The sequence below is a fragment of the Caballeronia choica genome (assembly GCF_001544535.1).
Classification (GTDB): domain Bacteria; phylum Pseudomonadota; class Gammaproteobacteria; order Burkholderiales; family Burkholderiaceae; genus Caballeronia; species Caballeronia choica.
On record NZ_FCON02000009.1, the window covers coordinates 109,143 to 125,737 of the forward strand.

14 protein-coding genes and 1 pseudogene are annotated in these 16,595 nt (G+C 64.8%); 8 read left to right on the forward strand and 7 right to left on the reverse strand.

The genetic code is table 11. From position 1 onward, the window contains the following. Window positions 1–150 precede the first annotated feature (150 nt). Window positions 151–1,317, forward strand: coding sequence for a porin (locus AWB68_RS06440; RefSeq protein ID WP_087643512.1), 1,167 nt, complete (start codon window positions 151–153; stop codon window positions 1,315–1,317). 190 nt (window positions 1,318–1,507) lie between these two features. On the opposite strand, the gene AWB68_RS06445 is transcribed toward AWB68_RS06440, so the two are convergent. From AWB68_RS06445 to AWB68_RS06470, 6 genes are all read right to left on the reverse strand, one after another. After that, a complete protein-coding gene (locus tag AWB68_RS06445; protein ID WP_087643533.1) occupies window positions 1,508–2,365 on the reverse strand; it encodes a proteasome-type protease in 858 nt (285 codons plus the stop codon). Window positions 2,366–2,531: 166 nt separating this feature from the next. Further along, window positions 2,532–3,329, reverse strand: coding sequence for a transglutaminase family protein (locus tag AWB68_RS06450; protein ID WP_087643513.1), 798 nt, complete (start codon window positions 3,327–3,329; stop codon window positions 2,532–2,534). Window positions 3,330–3,357: 28 nt separating this feature from the next. Then, window positions 3,358–4,311: an alpha-E domain-containing protein gene (locus tag AWB68_RS06455; RefSeq protein WP_087643514.1), complete on the reverse strand. Its 954-nt coding sequence runs from the start codon at window positions 4,309–4,311 to the stop codon at window positions 3,358–3,360. A 79-nt stretch (window positions 4,312–4,390) separates the two neighbouring features. Then, entirely contained in the window at window positions 4,391–5,797 is a 1,407-nt protein-coding gene (locus tag AWB68_RS06460; protein ID WP_087643515.1) for a circularly permuted type 2 ATP-grasp protein, read from the reverse strand. Window positions 5,798–6,778: 981 nt separating this feature from the next. Beyond that, window positions 6,779–8,092: an MFS transporter gene (locus AWB68_RS06465; protein WP_087643516.1), complete on the reverse strand. Its 1,314-nt coding sequence runs from the start codon at window positions 8,090–8,092 to the stop codon at window positions 6,779–6,781. A gap of 68 nt (window positions 8,093–8,160) precedes the next feature. Continuing rightward, window positions 8,161–9,342: a M20 aminoacylase family protein gene (locus AWB68_RS06470; RefSeq protein ID WP_087643517.1), complete on the reverse strand. Its 1,182-nt coding sequence runs from the start codon at window positions 9,340–9,342 to the stop codon at window positions 8,161–8,163. 133 nt (window positions 9,343–9,475) lie between these two features. Between AWB68_RS06470 and AWB68_RS06475 the strand changes: the two genes are divergently transcribed. From AWB68_RS06475 to AWB68_RS06495, 5 genes are all read left to right on the forward strand, one after another. Beyond that, window positions 9,476–10,372: a LysR substrate-binding domain-containing protein gene (locus tag AWB68_RS06475; RefSeq protein ID WP_087643518.1), complete on the forward strand. Its 897-nt coding sequence runs from the start codon at window positions 9,476–9,478 to the stop codon at window positions 10,370–10,372. 133 nt (window positions 10,373–10,505) lie between these two features. Continuing rightward, window positions 10,506–11,810, forward strand: coding sequence for a H(+)/Cl(-) exchange transporter ClcA (gene clcA / locus AWB68_RS06480; protein ID WP_087643519.1), 1,305 nt, complete (start codon window positions 10,506–10,508; stop codon window positions 11,808–11,810). Between the two features lie 125 nt (window positions 11,811–11,935). Beyond that, window positions 11,936–12,562, forward strand: a complete 627-nt coding sequence (locus AWB68_RS06485; RefSeq protein WP_087643520.1) for a LysE family translocator — start codon at window positions 11,936–11,938, stop codon at window positions 12,560–12,562. A gap of 278 nt (window positions 12,563–12,840) precedes the next feature. Continuing rightward, entirely contained in the window at window positions 12,841–13,011 is a 171-nt protein-coding gene (locus AWB68_RS48145; protein WP_160109978.1) for a hypothetical protein, read from the forward strand. Between the two features lie 248 nt (window positions 13,012–13,259). After that, complete coding sequence (locus AWB68_RS06495; RefSeq protein WP_035939535.1) at window positions 13,260–13,421, forward strand: DUF1328 family protein; 162 nt, start codon at window positions 13,260–13,262, stop codon at window positions 13,419–13,421. A gap of 79 nt (window positions 13,422–13,500) precedes the next feature. On the opposite strand, the gene AWB68_RS06500 is transcribed toward AWB68_RS06495, so the two are convergent. Beyond that, entirely contained in the window at window positions 13,501–14,910 is a 1,410-nt protein-coding gene (locus AWB68_RS06500; protein ID WP_087643522.1) for an aminotransferase-like domain-containing protein, read from the reverse strand. A gap of 162 nt (window positions 14,911–15,072) precedes the next feature. Between AWB68_RS06500 and aptA the strand changes: the two genes are divergently transcribed. Both aptA and AWB68_RS46360 read left to right on the forward strand, forming a co-directional pair. Next, window positions 15,073–16,401 (forward strand): omega-aminotransferase AptA, encoded by a 1,329-nt coding sequence (gene aptA, locus AWB68_RS06505; protein ID WP_087643523.1) that lies wholly within the window; start codon window positions 15,073–15,075, stop codon window positions 16,399–16,401. 30 nt (window positions 16,402–16,431) lie between these two features. Further along, window positions 16,432–16,595 (forward strand): annotated as a pseudogene (locus AWB68_RS46360) (methylmalonate-semialdehyde dehydrogenase (CoA acylating)); the annotation flags it as partial.

Sequence of the window (16,595 nt, forward strand, 5' to 3'; positions counted from 1 at the left end):
AATCGACAGCCTGAAAGCCTTTACAGACGGACCTCTCAGGAAGTGTCTGTTTTTTGAGACAGTCAATTTTTTTCATTTCTTAAGTTTTGAAACACTGCGTTATTCTCTGCGCCGGTAACAACGATTTTAATCATTCGCGTGGAGAATTCGATGAAACGACTCGCACTGACGTCCCTCTCGCTGGCCCTGCTCGGCACAGCCGGCGCAGCACAAGCACAATCGAGCGTAACGCTGTATGGCGTCATCGACGCAGGTCTCTCGTATGTCAGCAACGCTGACCAAGCGGGCAACCATCGGTGGGGCACGCAAAACGGCACCCTGTCGGGCAGTCGTTGGGGCCTGAAGGGTCAGGAAGACCTGGGCGGCGGCCTGAAGGCGATTTTCCAGTTGGAAAACGGCTTTGACCCGGGCACGGGCCAGTTGAACCAGGGTGGCCGCGAATTCGGCCGTCAGGCGTTCGTGGGCGTGACCGGCGACTCCTGGGGTACGGTGACTTTGGGTCGCCAATACGACCCGTCCGTCGACATGGTTCAGGGCATCACGGGTGACAACTACTGGGGCTCCACGGGCGCCACGCCTGGCGACGTCGACAACTACGACAACACGCTGCGCGTAAGCAACGCCGTCAAGTACGTTTCGCCGAACTTCGCCGGCTTCCAGTTCGAAGGTTTGTATGGCTTCAGCAACCTGACCACGACAGGCCAAGGCCAGACGTGGTCGGGCGCGGCGTCGTACACCAACGGCCCTCTCGCCTTGGCGGCCAGCTACTTGTACGTGAACAACCCGAGCGCAGGCCGTCCGACCCCCGCTGGCGGCGGTTGGAACAGCCCGTCGTCGGATAGCCTGTTCCAGACTCCGATCAACATCGGCTACCAGACGGCCAAGGCCATCGGTATTGCCCGCGCTGCAGGCCAGTACGCGATCGGACCGTTCACGTTCGGCGCTTCGTACAGCAACGCGCAGTACAAGAACGATGGTAATTCGCTCTTCACCCAGTACGAGAAATTTGATATCGGCAACGGTTTCGTGAACTGGCAGCTTTCGCCGGCGTTGCTGCTGGGCTTGGGCTACACGTACACGCATGCTCACGGCGATACGTCGGCAACGTACAACCAGGTCAACATCGGCGCGGATTACTCGCTGTCGAAGCGCACCGACTTGTACACGACGGCTGCATGGCAGCACGCAAGCGGTACGCAGAAGAATGCGGACGGCACGACGACCTCGACCGCGCAAGCTTCCGTCGCCGACTTTGGCTACTTGAGCGGCAGCAGCCACCAGGAAATCGTGATCGTCGGCATCCGCCACAAGTTCTAAAGCCGATTGGGCGCGGCGCTTCGGCGGCGCGCTTGTCGAGCGCGATTGCAGCACCCGAAACCAGCCATCGGCTCCGCCGATGGCTGGTTTTTTTATGTGCTTCGGGGGATGAGTCGCTGACGCCGGCCTGAACCGGCAATGCGCGGCTGATGAGCGCCGCCGGGTTGCCCGGCGGCCAGCCGTTGAACGCCTATTGCTGCGATGCGCCCGTATCGATCTGCGCAAGCGTCTGCGCAGGCGCCTCGGGACACGGCAAATCGCCGATCACGAGACGCGGCACGCTCGATGCCTGCTCGCGCGGCCGCAGCGGCACGTCGGAGGGATCGGTCCACGCCGGGTTCGGAATCTCGCCGAAGATCTGCCGCAGCCGTTCACCCCAGGTGCGATGGATCATCTGGAAATACTCGCTGTCATTGTCGAGCGACGCGAAACGCGTGACGCGCAGCGAGTCCTTCTCATAGACGAGCAGGTCGAGCGGCAAGCCCACCGACAAATTGGAGCGCAGCGTCGAGTCCATCGAGATGAGCGCGCATTTCGCAACTTCGTCGAGCGACGTGGTGGGCGTGATCACGCGATCGATGATCGGCTTGCCGTACTTCGACTCGCCGATCTGGAAATACGGGCTCACGCGCGTCGATTCGACGAAATTGCCTGCCGCGTAGATCATGAAGAGCCGCGGGGCCTGCGTGCCGATCTGGCCGCCCAGAATGAAGCAGCAATTGAAGTCGACGCTGAATTCCGCAAGCGACAGCGCATCGCGCTTGTGCACTTCACGCACCGCATCGCCGACGATCCGCGCCGCCTCCGCCATGTTCGCCGCGTTGTAGAGCGTCGGCCTGGACGGGTCGGCGGGCGCGGCGAGCAAGTGCGTGACGGCCTGCGTCAGCGCGAGATTGCCGGCCGCGAGCAACACCAGCACGCGCTCGCCGGGCTGCTCGAAAACGGCCATCTTGCGCGCGGCGCTCACATGGTCCACGCCGGCGTTGGTGCGCGTGTCGGACAAGAACACGAGGCCCTCGTCGACGCACATCCCCACGCAATAAGTCATGTCGTTTTGTTCCGGAAAATACAAAAGCACCATTGTAATGGCACCACCGCCATGCCGCATCCACGGACAGCAACACCTGGTGTTTCGCGATGCAAACCATCCACACCGGCCGCCCTTCAACTTACTTTACGGCAGATTCGCGCCGCCGTTCGAGCATCGGAGGCGTTTATTGATCGAGTTGTGCGTCCACGGACACATGCACGCTCAAATGCTCCTCCTTGCCGCCGACGCGCGACCCGCGCACGGGCGCCGCCGCTTCGTAGTCGCGCGCGACCGCCAGCCGGCAGTACCGGCTGCTCGCAAAGCGCGTGTGCGTGACGTCCACCGACACCCAGGCGTCGTCGATCCACACGTCCACCCACGCATGGCTCGCGGCGTAATCGACCTCGCCCGGTTCGACGTAGCCGCTCACGTAGCGCGCCGGGACGCCGCGCGCGCGGCAGCAGGCGAGCATCAGGTGCGCGTGATCCTGGCAGACGCCGTTGCCGAGTTCGAGCGCCTCGGCCGCCGTGCTCGTCACTTCCGTCACGCCCGGCTGATAGGCGACCCGCTCGCCGATGCGCTCCGCGAGCGTCATCACGGCGGCGGGCGAATCGATCGACGGCACGCTGTTCGCGAGTTCGCGGATCGCCGCGTCCGGCTCGGTGAGTGCGGTCGGGCACGTATAGTGTTCGAGCGGGATCGGGCCGGCGTCGTCGTAGAGACGGCCGTCGTCGAGCGGCGTGGTTTCGACTTCGCCCGCCACGGTCAGGCGGATCTCGCTGTGCGCCTTCGTCAGCACGAGCGTGTGCAGCGTGTTGCCGTAGGCGTCGCGGGTGACGTCGAGCTTGGCCGGCGCTTCGATATGCCAGCGCCGCACCAGTTGCGACGCCCCGTTGGCCGGCGTCATCCGCAACTGCTGGATCGAGTACTGCACCGGCGACGCATAGCGATAATTCGTGTCGTGGCGGATGGTCAGGAGCATGGTCGGTCCTTCGAGGGTTCGTGCCACGTCAGCCGAGCGGCAGCATGAGAAACGCGCGCATCACGCGCAGGCCGAGTTCGTCGACGCGCTTGAGGAATTGCGTGAGCCACGCATGCACGCCGGTTTCGAGAATCTGCCGGATGTCCGCGTAGAGCACGTCCGCGCGCAGCTTGCCCGCGAAGCGCTCGCACTCGTTGGAATTGCCCGTGCGCAGGTTGACGAGCGTCTCGCAGACGCCATCCAGCGACGCCAGCAGCGAGCGCGGCATCGCCTCGTTGAGGATCAGCAGTTCGACGACCCGCGAGGGCGTCACGACATCGCGATACACCTTGCGGTAGATCTCCAGCGCCGACACCGAACTCAGGATCGACGTCCAGTAGTAGAAATCTTCGAGCTGGCGCGCGGCCTCGCGCGAATTCGGCTCGGCGTCGGCGAAACGCACGTCGAGAATGCGCGCGGTGTTGTCCGCGCGTTCCAGGAAGGTGCCGATTTGCATGAAGAAATACGCGTCGTCGCGCAGCGCGGTGCCCACCATCACGCCGCGGCACAGGTTCGAGCGGTACTTCACCCATTCGAAGAGCGTATCGGGGCTGCGCTGCAGTTCGCCCGAGGCAAGCCGTTCGCCGAATTCCAGCCACGTGTAGTTGATGGTTTCCCAGCCTTCGGTTGTCAGCGTGCCGCGCACGGCACGGGCGTTTTCGCGGGTCGCGTGCAGGCAGGCGTTGATGCTCGACGGATTGCCCGCGTCCGCGACCATGAAATCGAGCATGTCGGCGCGGGAATCCGAGTCGGGATGGCGTTCCGCGAAACTCGCTTCCAGCTCGGAGATGCGCAGCACCGAACGCTGCGCGCGCGCTTCCTGCTCGGGCGTCTGCGGCAGGAGCAGGCCCTGCGAATTGATGTCGAGCATGCGCGCCGTGTTTTCTGCGCGCTCCATGTAGCGTGCCATCCAGAAGAGGTGATCGGCGGTGCGGCTTAGCATGATGGTGTTCCGTTCGTTGTGTGGGCGCACTCGTGGCTGCCCCGCGTGGGGCTATGGCCGGTGGCTTTCCCAGTCGATGTCAGTCCACCATCCAGGTGTCCTTGGTGCCGCCGCCCTGCGACGAATTCACGACGAGCGACCCCTCTTTCAACGCGACGCGCGTGAGCCCGCCCGCGCACATGTTCACCTCGCGGCCCGACAGGACGAACGGCCGCAAGTCGATGTGGCGCGGCGCCAGCCCCGCTTCGACGAAAGTCGGGCAGGCGGAGAGCGCGAGCGTCGGCTGCGCGATATAAGTGTTCGGCCGCGCGACCAGGCGCTCGCGGAACGCCTCGATCTCGGCTTTCGTCGACGCCGGGCCGACCAGCATCCCGTAGCCGCCCGCGCCGTGCACTTCCTTCACGACCAGTTCCGGCAGGTGCGCGAGTGTGTAGGCGAGATCGGCGGGCTTCCTGCACTGATAGGTCGGCACGTTGTTCAGGATCGGCTTCTCGCCGAGATAGAACTCGATCATGTCGGGGACGAACGGATAGATCGACTTGTCGTCGGCGATGCCCGTGCCCATCGCGTTCGCCAGCGCCACGCGGCCCGCGCGATACGACGTCAGAAGCCCCGGGATGCCGAGCGCCGAATCGGCGCGGAAGGCGAGCGGATCGAGGAAGTCGTCGTCGAGGCGCCGGTAGATCACGTCGACGCGGCGCGGGCCTTGCGTCGTGCGCATGAACACGTAGTTTTCGTCGACGAACAGATCCTTGCCCTCGACCAGTTCCACGCCCATTTGCTGCGCGAGGAACGAGTGCTCGAAGTACGCCGAGTTGTACATGCCGGGCGTGAGCACGACGACGACCGGGTCGTCGACGCCTTCCGGCGCGATCGAGCGCAGCGTCTCCAGCAGCAGGTCGGGATAGTGCGCGACCGGCGCGACGCGGTTCTGCACGAAGAGTTCGGGAAAGAGCCGCATCATCATCTTGCGGTTTTCCAGCATGTATGACACGCCCGACGGCACCCGCAGGTTGTCCTCCAGCACGTAGAACTCGCCCTCCTCGCCCGCGCGCACGACATCGACGCCCGCGATGTGCGCATAGACATCGAGCGGGACGTGGACGCCCTGCATCTCCGGCCGGTACTGCGCGTTGGTGTAGACCTGCTCGGCCGGCACGCGGCCGGCGCGGACGATGTCGTGATCGTGATAGATATCGTGGATGAAGAGATTGAGCGCCTGCACGCGCTGCCGCAGGCCCGCTTCGAGCGTGCGCCATTCATCGCCGGGGATGATGCGCGGGATCATGTCGAAGGGAATCAGGCGCTCGGTGCCCGACAGGTCGCCGTTCACCGCGAACGTGATGCCGACGCGGCGAAACAGCAGATCGGCTTCCGCGCGCTTGCGGGCGATGGTCTCGGGGCTTTGGGCCGCCAGCCAGCGGGAGAACCGCGCGTAGTGCTCCCGTACGGTTTCGTCGTGACGCATTTCGTCGTAGATCTGCATCGTGTGCGTCCTGGTTGTGCGCGGTTTTGGACCGCTTGCCCGGCGACTGGTTTTTGGGTGCCGGTGGGTCGACGCGAGGTCTATTTTAGTATCGTAGGAAAGTGCAAGCGGTGTGCCATTTTTTGGAGGTTAAGCGGGAGGTTTTTTGGCCGGCGCGGTGGGGATGCGTCGATTCGGTGCCGCGAGGGAGGCAAGTCGCGTCGGGTATGCGCCGTTTTGGTGCGGCGCGGGGGCGGGGTCGGTTTTGGGTTACACCCGTTTGATGTTTTTGCGCTTCTATGGAACTTGTTTTGTTTTTGGTTTATTTGCTCTGCCCCTGTCCGGGGCGGGACTCACTTTCTTTGCTGCTGCAAAGAAAGTAAGCAAAGAAAGCAGCTTTCCACCGCCAATCCTTGCCATGCGCCGCTAGACAGTTCCTTCGGAGTGGTCCAACCGGGGGAGTGTCGTTAGCGGGGTTTCGTCGTTGTTGGCATGCAGAAAAGGCGCGCGCGTCGCACCGCTATACGAAGTGGATCAGCAGTCATACATCCGTCCTGGCACTTCGTGCCCGACGACAGGTTTGCTAAGCGGTGAATTGAAGCATGCAGCAAGCACGAACGAGCGAGGTAGCGATGGGTTTCTGTTTTACCTGGCGGGCGAGCGCGAAGCGCGAGGCTGGATGTATGACTGCTGGTCCACTTCGTTTAGCGGTGCGATGCCCGTACCTTTTCTACATGCCAACAACGGGGAAACCCCGCTAACGACACTCCCCCGGTTGGACCACTCCGAGGGAGCGGTCTGGAGGCGCCTGGCAAGAATTTGCGTTGGGAAGCTGCTTTCTTTGCTTACTTTCTTTGCAGCAGCAAAGAAAGTGAGTCCCGCCCCGGACAGGGGCAGAGCTAATAAACCAAAAACAAAGCAAGTTCCACAGAAGCCCAAGCGCATCAAACGGTGTAAACAACGCAACCCCACCCCAAGCGCCAGCGACAACCTCCTCCCCCTTCAATCAATCGCAACCCCCGCCCCTTCGCGCATGTACGCCACGCCCACGAGACTCAGCGCGCCGCAGGCGATCACATACCACGCCGGCGCAAGCGAACTCCCCGTCAAGACGATCAGCGACGTCACGAAAAACTGCGCAAATCCGCCGAAGATCGCCACGCCCACGCTGTACACCACGGCAGCCCCCGTCGCGCGGACGGCACGCGGAAACAGCTCACCGAGCATCGCGCCGACGCCGCCGATGTTGATCCCGTGGACGCACGAGAGCGCCGTGACCACGACAAGCAACGTCGCCGCCGACGGCCAGCGGTTCAGCGCGACGAACGCCGGATAGATCGCGAGCATCAGCACGATGCGCGTCGCCTGTGCCATGCGCTTGCGTCCGAAGCGGTCGGACAAATAGCCGCCGATGGGCGCCAGCACGAACAGGATCGCGCCCGACACGCAGCCGGAAAGCATCGCGGTCCACGTGGGCAGGCCGAGCATCTTGACGCCGTAGATCGACAGATAGAACACGATGATGAAATGCGCGGACGTCCCGCCGATCGTGAGGCCGAGCCCGGTGAGCACGGCGCGGCGATGGTCGCGCAGCACGTCGATGAGCGGCAGCTTCGGCGCCTTCGCGACCAGCGCGCGCGGCGGCTCTTCTTCGAGCGTGCGGCGCAGCCACCAGCCGACCGGCACGATCAGCGTGCCGATGACGAACGGCACGCGCCAGCCCCAGCTTTCGAGCTGCGCGGGCGACAGCGATGCCGTCAGGCACACGCCGGTCAGCGCGCCCGCGAGGGCGGCCAGCCCCTGGCTCGCGAACTGCCACGACGCGTAAAGACCGCGCCGGTTCGCAGGCGCCTGTTCGAGCAGGAGCGTCGTCGATGCGCCGACTTCGCCGCCCGCCGAAAAACCCTGGATCAGCCGCGCGAGAACCAGGATGATCGGCGCCGCGATGCCCACTTGCGCGTAGGTCGGCGCAATCGCGATCATCGCCGTGCCGACGGCCATCAGCCCAAGCGTGAGCACCATCGCCTTCTTGCGGCCGGCGCGATCGGCGTACATGCCGATCAGGAGACCGCCCACCGGCCGCGTGAAAAAGCCGACACCGAAGCTCGCGACCGCCAGCAGCAACTGCCCGACCGGATCGTGGACAGGGAAGAACAGCTTGCCGATCAGCAGCGCGAAAAAGCCGTAGACCGTGAAGTCGTAGAACTCGAGCGCATTGCCGACCGCCGCCGCCGTGACGAGCCGCGTGCGGCTCTGCTTGCGGGTGCGCGGCTGGGCCGGCGCTTCTGAAACAGTTGCGAGCGTGGGTGTATCCATGATGTCTCTCGGTGCGCGGTGTTGCGAAGAAGGAATCGATCGACCATGGATCGACCATGGATCGGCTATCAATCGGCCAGAAACGCTTCAGCGAGGCGCACCCAGTAGCTTGCGCCGATCGCGAGGATGTCGTCGTTGAAGTCGTAGCCCGGGTTGTGGACCATGCAGCCGCCCTTGCTGCCGATCCCGTTGCCGATCCACGCATAGCTGCCCGGGCAGGCTTCGAGCATGAACGCGAAGTCTTCGCTGCCCATGAGCGGCGCGGCCGCCTCGTCGACGCGCTGCGCGCCGAGCATCTTCTTCGCGACATCGGTGGCGAAGGCGGTCGGCTCCGCGTGGTTGATCAGCACCGGATAGCCGAGCTCGTAATCGATGTCCGCTTCGCAGCCGTACGCCGCCGCCTGCGCGTGAATGAGCGCCGTGATGCGTTCCTGCAGCAGCGTGCGCACGCCGGCGTCGAGTGCGCGCACGGAGAGCTTCATCTGCGCGGTCTGAGGAATGACGTTGTGCGTATCGCCGGCCTGCACGCTGCCGACCGACACCACCGCCGGCTTCTGCGCATCCACTTCACGCGCGACGATGCTGTTCAGCCCAAGCATGATCGACGCGACGGCAGGCATCGGATCACGCGCGAGATGCGGCATCGCGCCGTGTCCGCCGTGGCCGCGCACGGTGATCGTCACGCGGTCCGACGACGCCATGCCCGGTCCCGGGCAGAAACTCATGTCGCCGGCCTTGAAGCCGGGCATGTTGTGCAGGCCGAAGACGGCATCGCAGGGAAACTGTTCGAAGAGACCGTCCTCGATCATCGCGAGCGCGCCGCCCTCGCCTTCCTCGGCCGGCTGGAAGATCACGTTCAGCGTGCCGGAGAACTGCCGGCTTTCCGCGAGATAGCGCGCCGCGCAGAGCAGCATCGCGGTGTGACCGTCGTGGCCGCAGGCGTGCATCGTCTTCGGGACGGCGCTCGCGTACGGGAGGCCGGTGGCCTCTTCGATCGGCAGCGCGTCCATGTCGGCGCGCAACCCGATGCGGCGCGCGCCGTCGCCCTGGCGCAACACGCCGACGACGCCCGTCTTGCCCAGCCCGCGATGCACTTCATAGCCCCACCCGGCGAGCAGACCGGCGACGAGATCGCTGGTCGCCGTCTCCTGAAACGCGAGTTCGGGGTTCGCATGAATGCGGCGGCGCACCGCGATGAGTTCGGGCGCGATGGCGGCAATACCGGGGATGACGGGTTCGACTGACAGCATGAAGGCTCCTGATATTGATGGCGTGGGTGACGTCCTGCATCCAAGGATATAAAGTCGAAAAGAAAACCAAAAGACAGTAATTTCCGCTTGCGACGACTTCAGGTTGTCGGCATAACCCCTTGGGTCCCTGACGATGAAGTACCACCAGTTGCGCGCATTCCTGACGGTCGCCGAGCAGGGCAGCATCCGCGCGGCGGCGCGCAGCCTGCATCTATCGCAGGCTGCCTTGACCAAGGCGCTGAAGGAGCTCGAACAGGATCTCGGCGTGCCGCTCGTGCTGCGCACCGCGCGCGGTGTGCAGTTGACCGCGTTCGGGCAGCAGTTGCGGATACGCGCGCAGCTCATCGTGAGCGAGATGCGCCGCGCCGAGGACGACATCGCACAGATGAAAGGCGCGGCGGCCGGCAGCGTGTCGGTGGCTGTCACGCCGACCGCCGCGCTTTCGATCCTGCCGGAGGCGTATCGCGCGTTTCGCCGCGAGATGCCGAACGCACGCGTGAGTTTTATCGAGGGTTTTCCGGGTGTTGCGTTGCCGAGGCTGCGTGACGGGTCGCTGGATTTTGTCGTCGCGGTGATCGTGCCGGAGCATCTTGGCCCCGAGTTCGACCACATCGAGTTGTATGAGAGCCGCTCTGTGATCGTCGGCCGGGCCGATCATCCGTTGAAGGATTGCGAGTCGCTTGCGGCGTTGGCGGACGCCGAGTGGCTGCTGAATCCATCGCCGGAAAGTTCGACGCGTGCGCTGCTCGATATCTTCGGTGATCTTGGCGTTGTCGCGCCGCAACGGGTGATCGAGTGCCCGAGCTTTGTCATCGCGCATGGTCTACTGCGCGGGACCGACGCGCTCGCCGCCATGCCGGCGCCGCTGCTCGAACATCCGTGGGTCGGCGATGGGCTCGCCGTGTTGCCGATTTCCGATCGCTTGCCGGCGATATCGGTTGGGGTCGTTACACGGCGCGATAGTCCGCTGACGCCGTCGGCGTCGTTGCTGCTTGATTGCTTGCAGCATGCGGCCCGGGTGCGGGGGTAGTCATACGCCATCCGCGCTCTTCCGGCGTTCCGTCGTACCTATAACTGACCCGAACGAGTTTGCAAGGCCCACGCCCTGGCGCGCAGGCATCCGATATCATCCGTGGCACCCATCCCCTATCGGACGCGACGCCATGGACAGCACCGATGTCGAGGAGCAAGAAAGCGGACTCGTCATGCTCGCCGTCGTCTCGCTGGCCGCGGGCGCGGTGACAGGCTCGGTCGGCACGCTCTTCAGGTTCTCGCTCGAACAGGGCGACCGGTGGCGCGATGCGTTCATCGCGTGGGCGCACCCGCGGCATGTGCTGGGCTTCGTGCTCGTGGTGCTCGCGGCGTCGGCGGCGACGACGCTCGCGGCGTGGCTCGTCCGGCGCTTCTCGCCGGAGGCGAGCGGCAGCGGCATTCCGCACGTCGAATCGGTGCTGAACGGCGCGCAAAAGCCCGCGACGATCCTGCTCGTTCCGGTGAAGTTCATCGGCGGCGTGCTGGCGATCGGCGCGGGGCTCGCGCTCGGTCGCGAAGGTCCGACGGTGCAGATGGGTGCATCGATCTCGCATTTGCTCGGCACGTTTTGTCGGCGCAACGCCGGCGACTGCCTCGTGCTGCTCGCCGCCGGCGCGGGCGCGGGACTCGCCACCGCCTTCAACGCGCCGATCGCGGGCGCGGTGTTCGTGCTCGAAGAACTCGTGCGGCGCTTCGAGACGCGCACGGCCGTCGCGGCGCTCGGCGCATCGGCGGGCGCAATCGCGATGGCGCGCCTGATGCACGGCGACGCACCCGACTTCCGGTTCGACCCACAGCCGTTCGTCGGCTTCGGCACGCTGCCGATACATCTCTTACTGGGCATCGTCACGGGATTGCTGGGCGTTGCTTATTGCCACGCGATACGCTCGACGCTCGACCTTTCCGATCGTCTCGGCCGCGTTCCGGTGGAAGTGCGGGCAGCGGCAATAGGCGGCGTGGTCGGGGTTCTGGCGTGGCTCGCGCCGTCGATGGCCGGCGGCGGCGATTCGATCACACAACGCATGCTGTCGGATACGGGCGCGCTGTCCGGCATCGTGCTGGTGTTCGCCGTCCGTTTCGTTCTCGGGCCTTTGTCGTATGCGGCGGCGACGCCGGGCGGACTCTTCGCGCCGCTGCTCGTGCTGGGCGCACAGACGGGTGTCGTGTTCGGGCGCGCGTGTGTCCACTGGTTTCCGGGCATGGCCGCGCATCCGGGCGGTTTTGCCGTGGTCGCGATGGCGGCGTTCTTCACGGCAGTCGTGCGCGCACCGGTGACGGGCATCGTCCTCGTCACCGAGATGACGGGGAGCTTCACGCTGCTTCTGCCGATGCTCACCGCGTGCTTCAGCGCGATGGTCGTGCCGATCGTGTTCGGGTGCGAGCCGATCTACGATTCGCTCGGGAAGCGGGCTGGGCAGAGCGGCAGGCGAACATAGGGACTGTGCGCCTCACAGTGGCGCTGCGTACCGGAAATCATCCACAAATTTGTACCGGTACTGTACCGACAGGAATCGCTACACTCGGTCCACTGCATCATCGCCACCCTGCAAGGACCACCCCCATGCCCGCCGAACTGTTGAGCGCCCTTCCCGCCGCCGTGCTCTTCGCACTCGTGACGACGATCACGCCCGGCCCGAACAACACGATGCTGCTCGCCTCGGGCGTGAACTTCGGCCTCAGGCGCACGGTGCCGCACCTGCTCGGCATCAGCGCGGGCGTCGCGTTCCTCATGCTCGCGGTCGGCCTCGGGCTCGCGCAGGCCTTCACACGCTTCGCGTGGATGTACACCGTGCTCGAAGCGGTGAGCGTCGCCTATCTGCTGTATCTGGCATGGAAGATCGGCACCTCGTCGTCGATGCAGGTGCGCGACGGCGAGCGCCGGCCGATGCGCTTTTATGAAGCCGTGGCGTTTCAATGGGTCAACCCGAAGGCCTGGATGATGGTGCTGACCGCGGCGACGACCATCCACCTCGACGCGAGCCTCTCGCTCAATGCGGCGCTGATGGCGCTGGTGTTCATCGTGGTCGGGCTGCCCTGCATCACGATGTGGGCGGCGTTCGGCATGTCGCTGCGGCGCTTTCTAAGCCGGCCGCACTGGTTGCGCGTGTTCAATCTGACGATGGCGGCGCTCCTCGTGCTGTCCCTCTATCCGATCTTCAGCGCGCGCTGGATTGACGCGCTGCAATAGTCAGATCGCCCGTCCTGGCGAAACGCCCAAACATACGACGAACCTGCACATCCCTCTTTGCCGGTTGCCTCGGACCAGTGCATACTGATCCGTACGCGCCGGCACGCAAAATCTGCAGCCCCGCTTGCAAGTTTGGGACTGCGTTGTTTCCTCTTGTTGTCCGATCCATCTCCTGATGCCGCTGGAAGCGGTCCTTCGACCGGCGTGTATGCACCTTGCTTGCCTTCTTAATTCGCGCCGCCCTGGCGCGGCTTTGAAATCTGTTCAAGGAGTACACCATGTCTGGAGCCAATCGCCCGTCCGGTCCTGCTACACGGAAGTCCCTGGATCTCGCCGATCAGATTGAACGCGATGAACTGGAGAACAACCTGCCGGATGCGCTGAACAACGTCGACGATGAAGACGACCTCGACGACGAAGCCGACTCCGGTAGCACGCCAGGCCACTAGCCTGATCTTCGATACGCGTTTCTCGGGCGCCAGCCCGAACCCCATTAGCCGCATGAGCCGCAAGGTCGTGCGGCTTTTTGCATGAATGAGGGAAGCCGTGGCTCATGCATCCCGGCTGGGCACATGGCTTGCTTCAAGTGCGGTGCCGCCGGTTGCGCGGCAAGAACGGACGTCCCGTGCGGCGACAGCGTCAGCCAGCACGCGAATCAAACGAATCAAACCGACAAATCGACCTGCGGAGGGCTTTCATGCTTCGATACGCTGTCATCTTCTTCATCATCGCGATCATCGCGGCATTCTTCGGATTTGGCGGCATCGCGTCGGGCGCGGCTGAAATCGCGAAGATCCTGTTCTTCATCTTTATCGTGATCTTTCTTGCGACCTTGCTGCTCGGCGTGTTCAGGCGATGACGATGAAGCGCGGCGGCCGCTCGCGCACTGCGGCGACCGCCGAGTAGAAAAAGCGCGAGGATGGGCTCGCGCTTTTTTGTTACCCCGCCCACTTCTGCAAGAACTTCCATAACGCATCGTCGCAGGAATACGGCACGTTGAACCGGAACCACGCGCTCGCGGCGTCGCCCGGACGAAAATACGAGCCCGGCGCGAGCCAGATGCCATCCGCGAGCGCGCGCGTCGCGACCTCGCCCGCCCGCTGCGGCTCGATCGCGAGCCGCGCCCATATGAACAATCCCGCGCGCGGCCGGTGGAACAGTTCGAGCCCGAGCGAGTCCATCCGCTCCTCGACCAGCGTATGCGCCTCCTTCAGCTTCTCGCCGACGAACTCGACGTGCCGCGCATAGCGCCCTTCCGTCAGTACCTTTTCGACGATGCGCTCAGTCGTCGCCGATGACGTCAGTCCCACCGCCATCTTCGTACGCGCGAGTTCGCGCAGCACGTCGCGCTCGGCGACCACATAGCCGCAGCGCAGCGCCGGCGTGATCGTCTTCGCGAAGCCGCCGACATACAGCACACGGTTCAGCCCTTCCATCGCCGCGAGCAACGGGGCGCCGGGCGGCGCCAGCTCGCGGTTTACATCGTCCTCGACGACCCACAGGCCGTGCCGCTCGGCGATCTGCAGCAGCCGGAACGCGGACGCCATGCCGAACGTCGCGCCGGTCGGGTTCTGCAAGGTGGTGTTGAGGAAGACGGCCTTGGGACGATGTTCGAGCACGAGGCGCTCGAAGATGTCGGTATCGATCCCCGCCGCCGTGCGCGGCACGCCGAGCACGGTGAGCCCGGCCAGTTGGAGAATCTGCAGCAGGTTGCAGTAGCCCGGATCCTCGACGACGACCGTATCGCCGGGCCGCAGCAGCGTGCGCACGATCAGGTCGAGTGCCTGCGTGGCGCCGGCTGTGAGCAACACGTTCGCTGCGGCGTCCACCGGCAGCCCATGCCGGTCGAGTTGCTCCGCGATCCGCTCGCGCAACGGCGCGAACCCGTACGGATGCCCGTAGTCCGCCATGCGCGCCGCCGGCACGCGGCTCACCGCGCGCAGCGCGTGATGCAGCCCGCTCTCGTTGATCCACTCATTGGGCAGCCAGCCGCAGCCGGCCTTGATCGGCACCGAGTGATCGGCGAAGACGTCCGACAGGAGCCACGTCGCGGTGAGGCTCGGCGGTTGCCACTCGACCGCCCGTGCGCGTTCCGCCTGCCCGCGCGCCGCCACGCGATACCCCGAACCGCGCCGCGCGACGACGAGCCCCATCGACACGAGCCGCCCGTACGCCTCGGTGACGGTAAAGGTGCTCAGTTGCTGCGCCTGCGCGAGACGCCGGACCGACGGCAGCAGTGCGCCCGAACGCAGCGTCTGCTCCTCGATGGCGGCGGCAAACGCCCGCACGATTTGTTCGACGAGCGTCGGTGCCTGCGCGCGGTCGCGCTCGAGAGTAAGTTCGATCATGGAAACCGAGGATAGCTTCGTGGCCCGCAAATTGAGCGATGACATACCAATACAGTCATCAGCATTTTGCCATGACAGTTAGCAGCGCAGTGGCGCAACTGTCTATGCCGCGCAAAATCGTCGAGGACTAGAGTGAGCATTCTTTCCGAGGAGACCCCAATCATGAATTCGCGCGCCGTCATCGACGATCTTTCGTCGTTCTGGATGCCCTTCACCGCCAATCGCCAGTTCAAGGCCGCGCCGCGGCTCATCGAGAGCGCGAAGGGCATGTACTACCGCTCGACCGACGGTCGCGAGATCCTCGACGGCTGCGCGGGCCTCTGGTGCGTGAACGCCGGCCACTGCCGCGACGAAATCGTGGAAGCCGTACAGAAAGCGGTCGCCACGCTCGACTTCGCGCCGACCTTCCAGATGGGCCACCCGCTCGCATTCGAAGCGGCATCGAAGGTCGCGGGGCTGATGCCCGAAGGGCTCGACCGGATCTTCTTCACGAACTCGGGCTCGGAATCCGTCGATACGGCGCTGAAGATCGCCCTCGCCTATCACCGCGCGCGCGGCGAAGGCCAGCGCACGCGCCTGATCGGCCGCGAGCGCGGCTATCACGGCGTGGGCTTCGGGGGCATCTCGGTTGGCGGCATCGCGCCGAACCGCAAGACGTTCTCGGGCGCGCTGCTGCCGTCCGTCGATCACCTGCCGCATACGCACGACCTCGAACACAATGCGTTTTCGAAGGGGCAGCCGGCGTGGGGCGCGCATCTCGCCGACGAACTGGAGCGCATCGTCACGCTGCACGATCCGTCGACGATCGCCGCCGTGATCGTCGAGCCAGTCGCGGGTTCGACCGGCGTGCTCGTGCCGCCCAAGGGCTATCTGCAGAAGCTGCGCGAGATCTGCACGAAGCACGGCATCCTGCTGATCTTCGATGAAGTCATCACCGCGTTCGGGCGACTCGGCAAGGCGACGGCGAGCGAGTACTTCGGCGTCACGCCCGATCTCATCACGATGGCGAAGGCCATCAACAACGCGACGATTCCGCTCGGCGCCGTCGCCGCGCATCGCAACGTGCACGATACGATCATCGGCGCGGGCGCGGCCAACGCAATCGAACTCTTTCACGGCTACACGTATTCGGCGCATCCGGTCGCGACCGCCGCGGCCATCGCAACACTCGATCTCTACACACGCGACAAGCTGTTCGAGCGCGCGGCATCGAAGGCGGAGAAGTTCGAAAGCGCGGCGCACGCGCTGCGGGGCGCGCCGTTCGTGAAGGACGTGCGCAATCTCGGACTGGTCGCGGGCATCGAACTGGAATCGCGCGAAGGGGCGCCGGGCGCGCGCGCGTACGAGGTGTTCGTCAAGTGCTTCGAGGCAGGCGTGCTCGTGCGCTATACCGGCGACATTCTCGCGTTCTCGCCACCGCTGATCGTCGAGGACGATCAAATCGACCAGATCTTCGGCACGGTTCGCAAAGTGCTCGAAAGCGTGAAATAAGCCGGATTCGAATTCAAAGGAACGATACACATGGGTCAGTCACATCAAAGCGAAACGCGCATCGGAGCGCTGTCGCATTTCATCGGCGGGCAGAAGGTCGACGGCACAAGCGACCGCTTCGGCGACGTGTTCAATCCGGCGACCGGCGCGGTTTCGTCGCGAGTGCCTTTGGCGAGCGTTGCCGAGGTCGACGC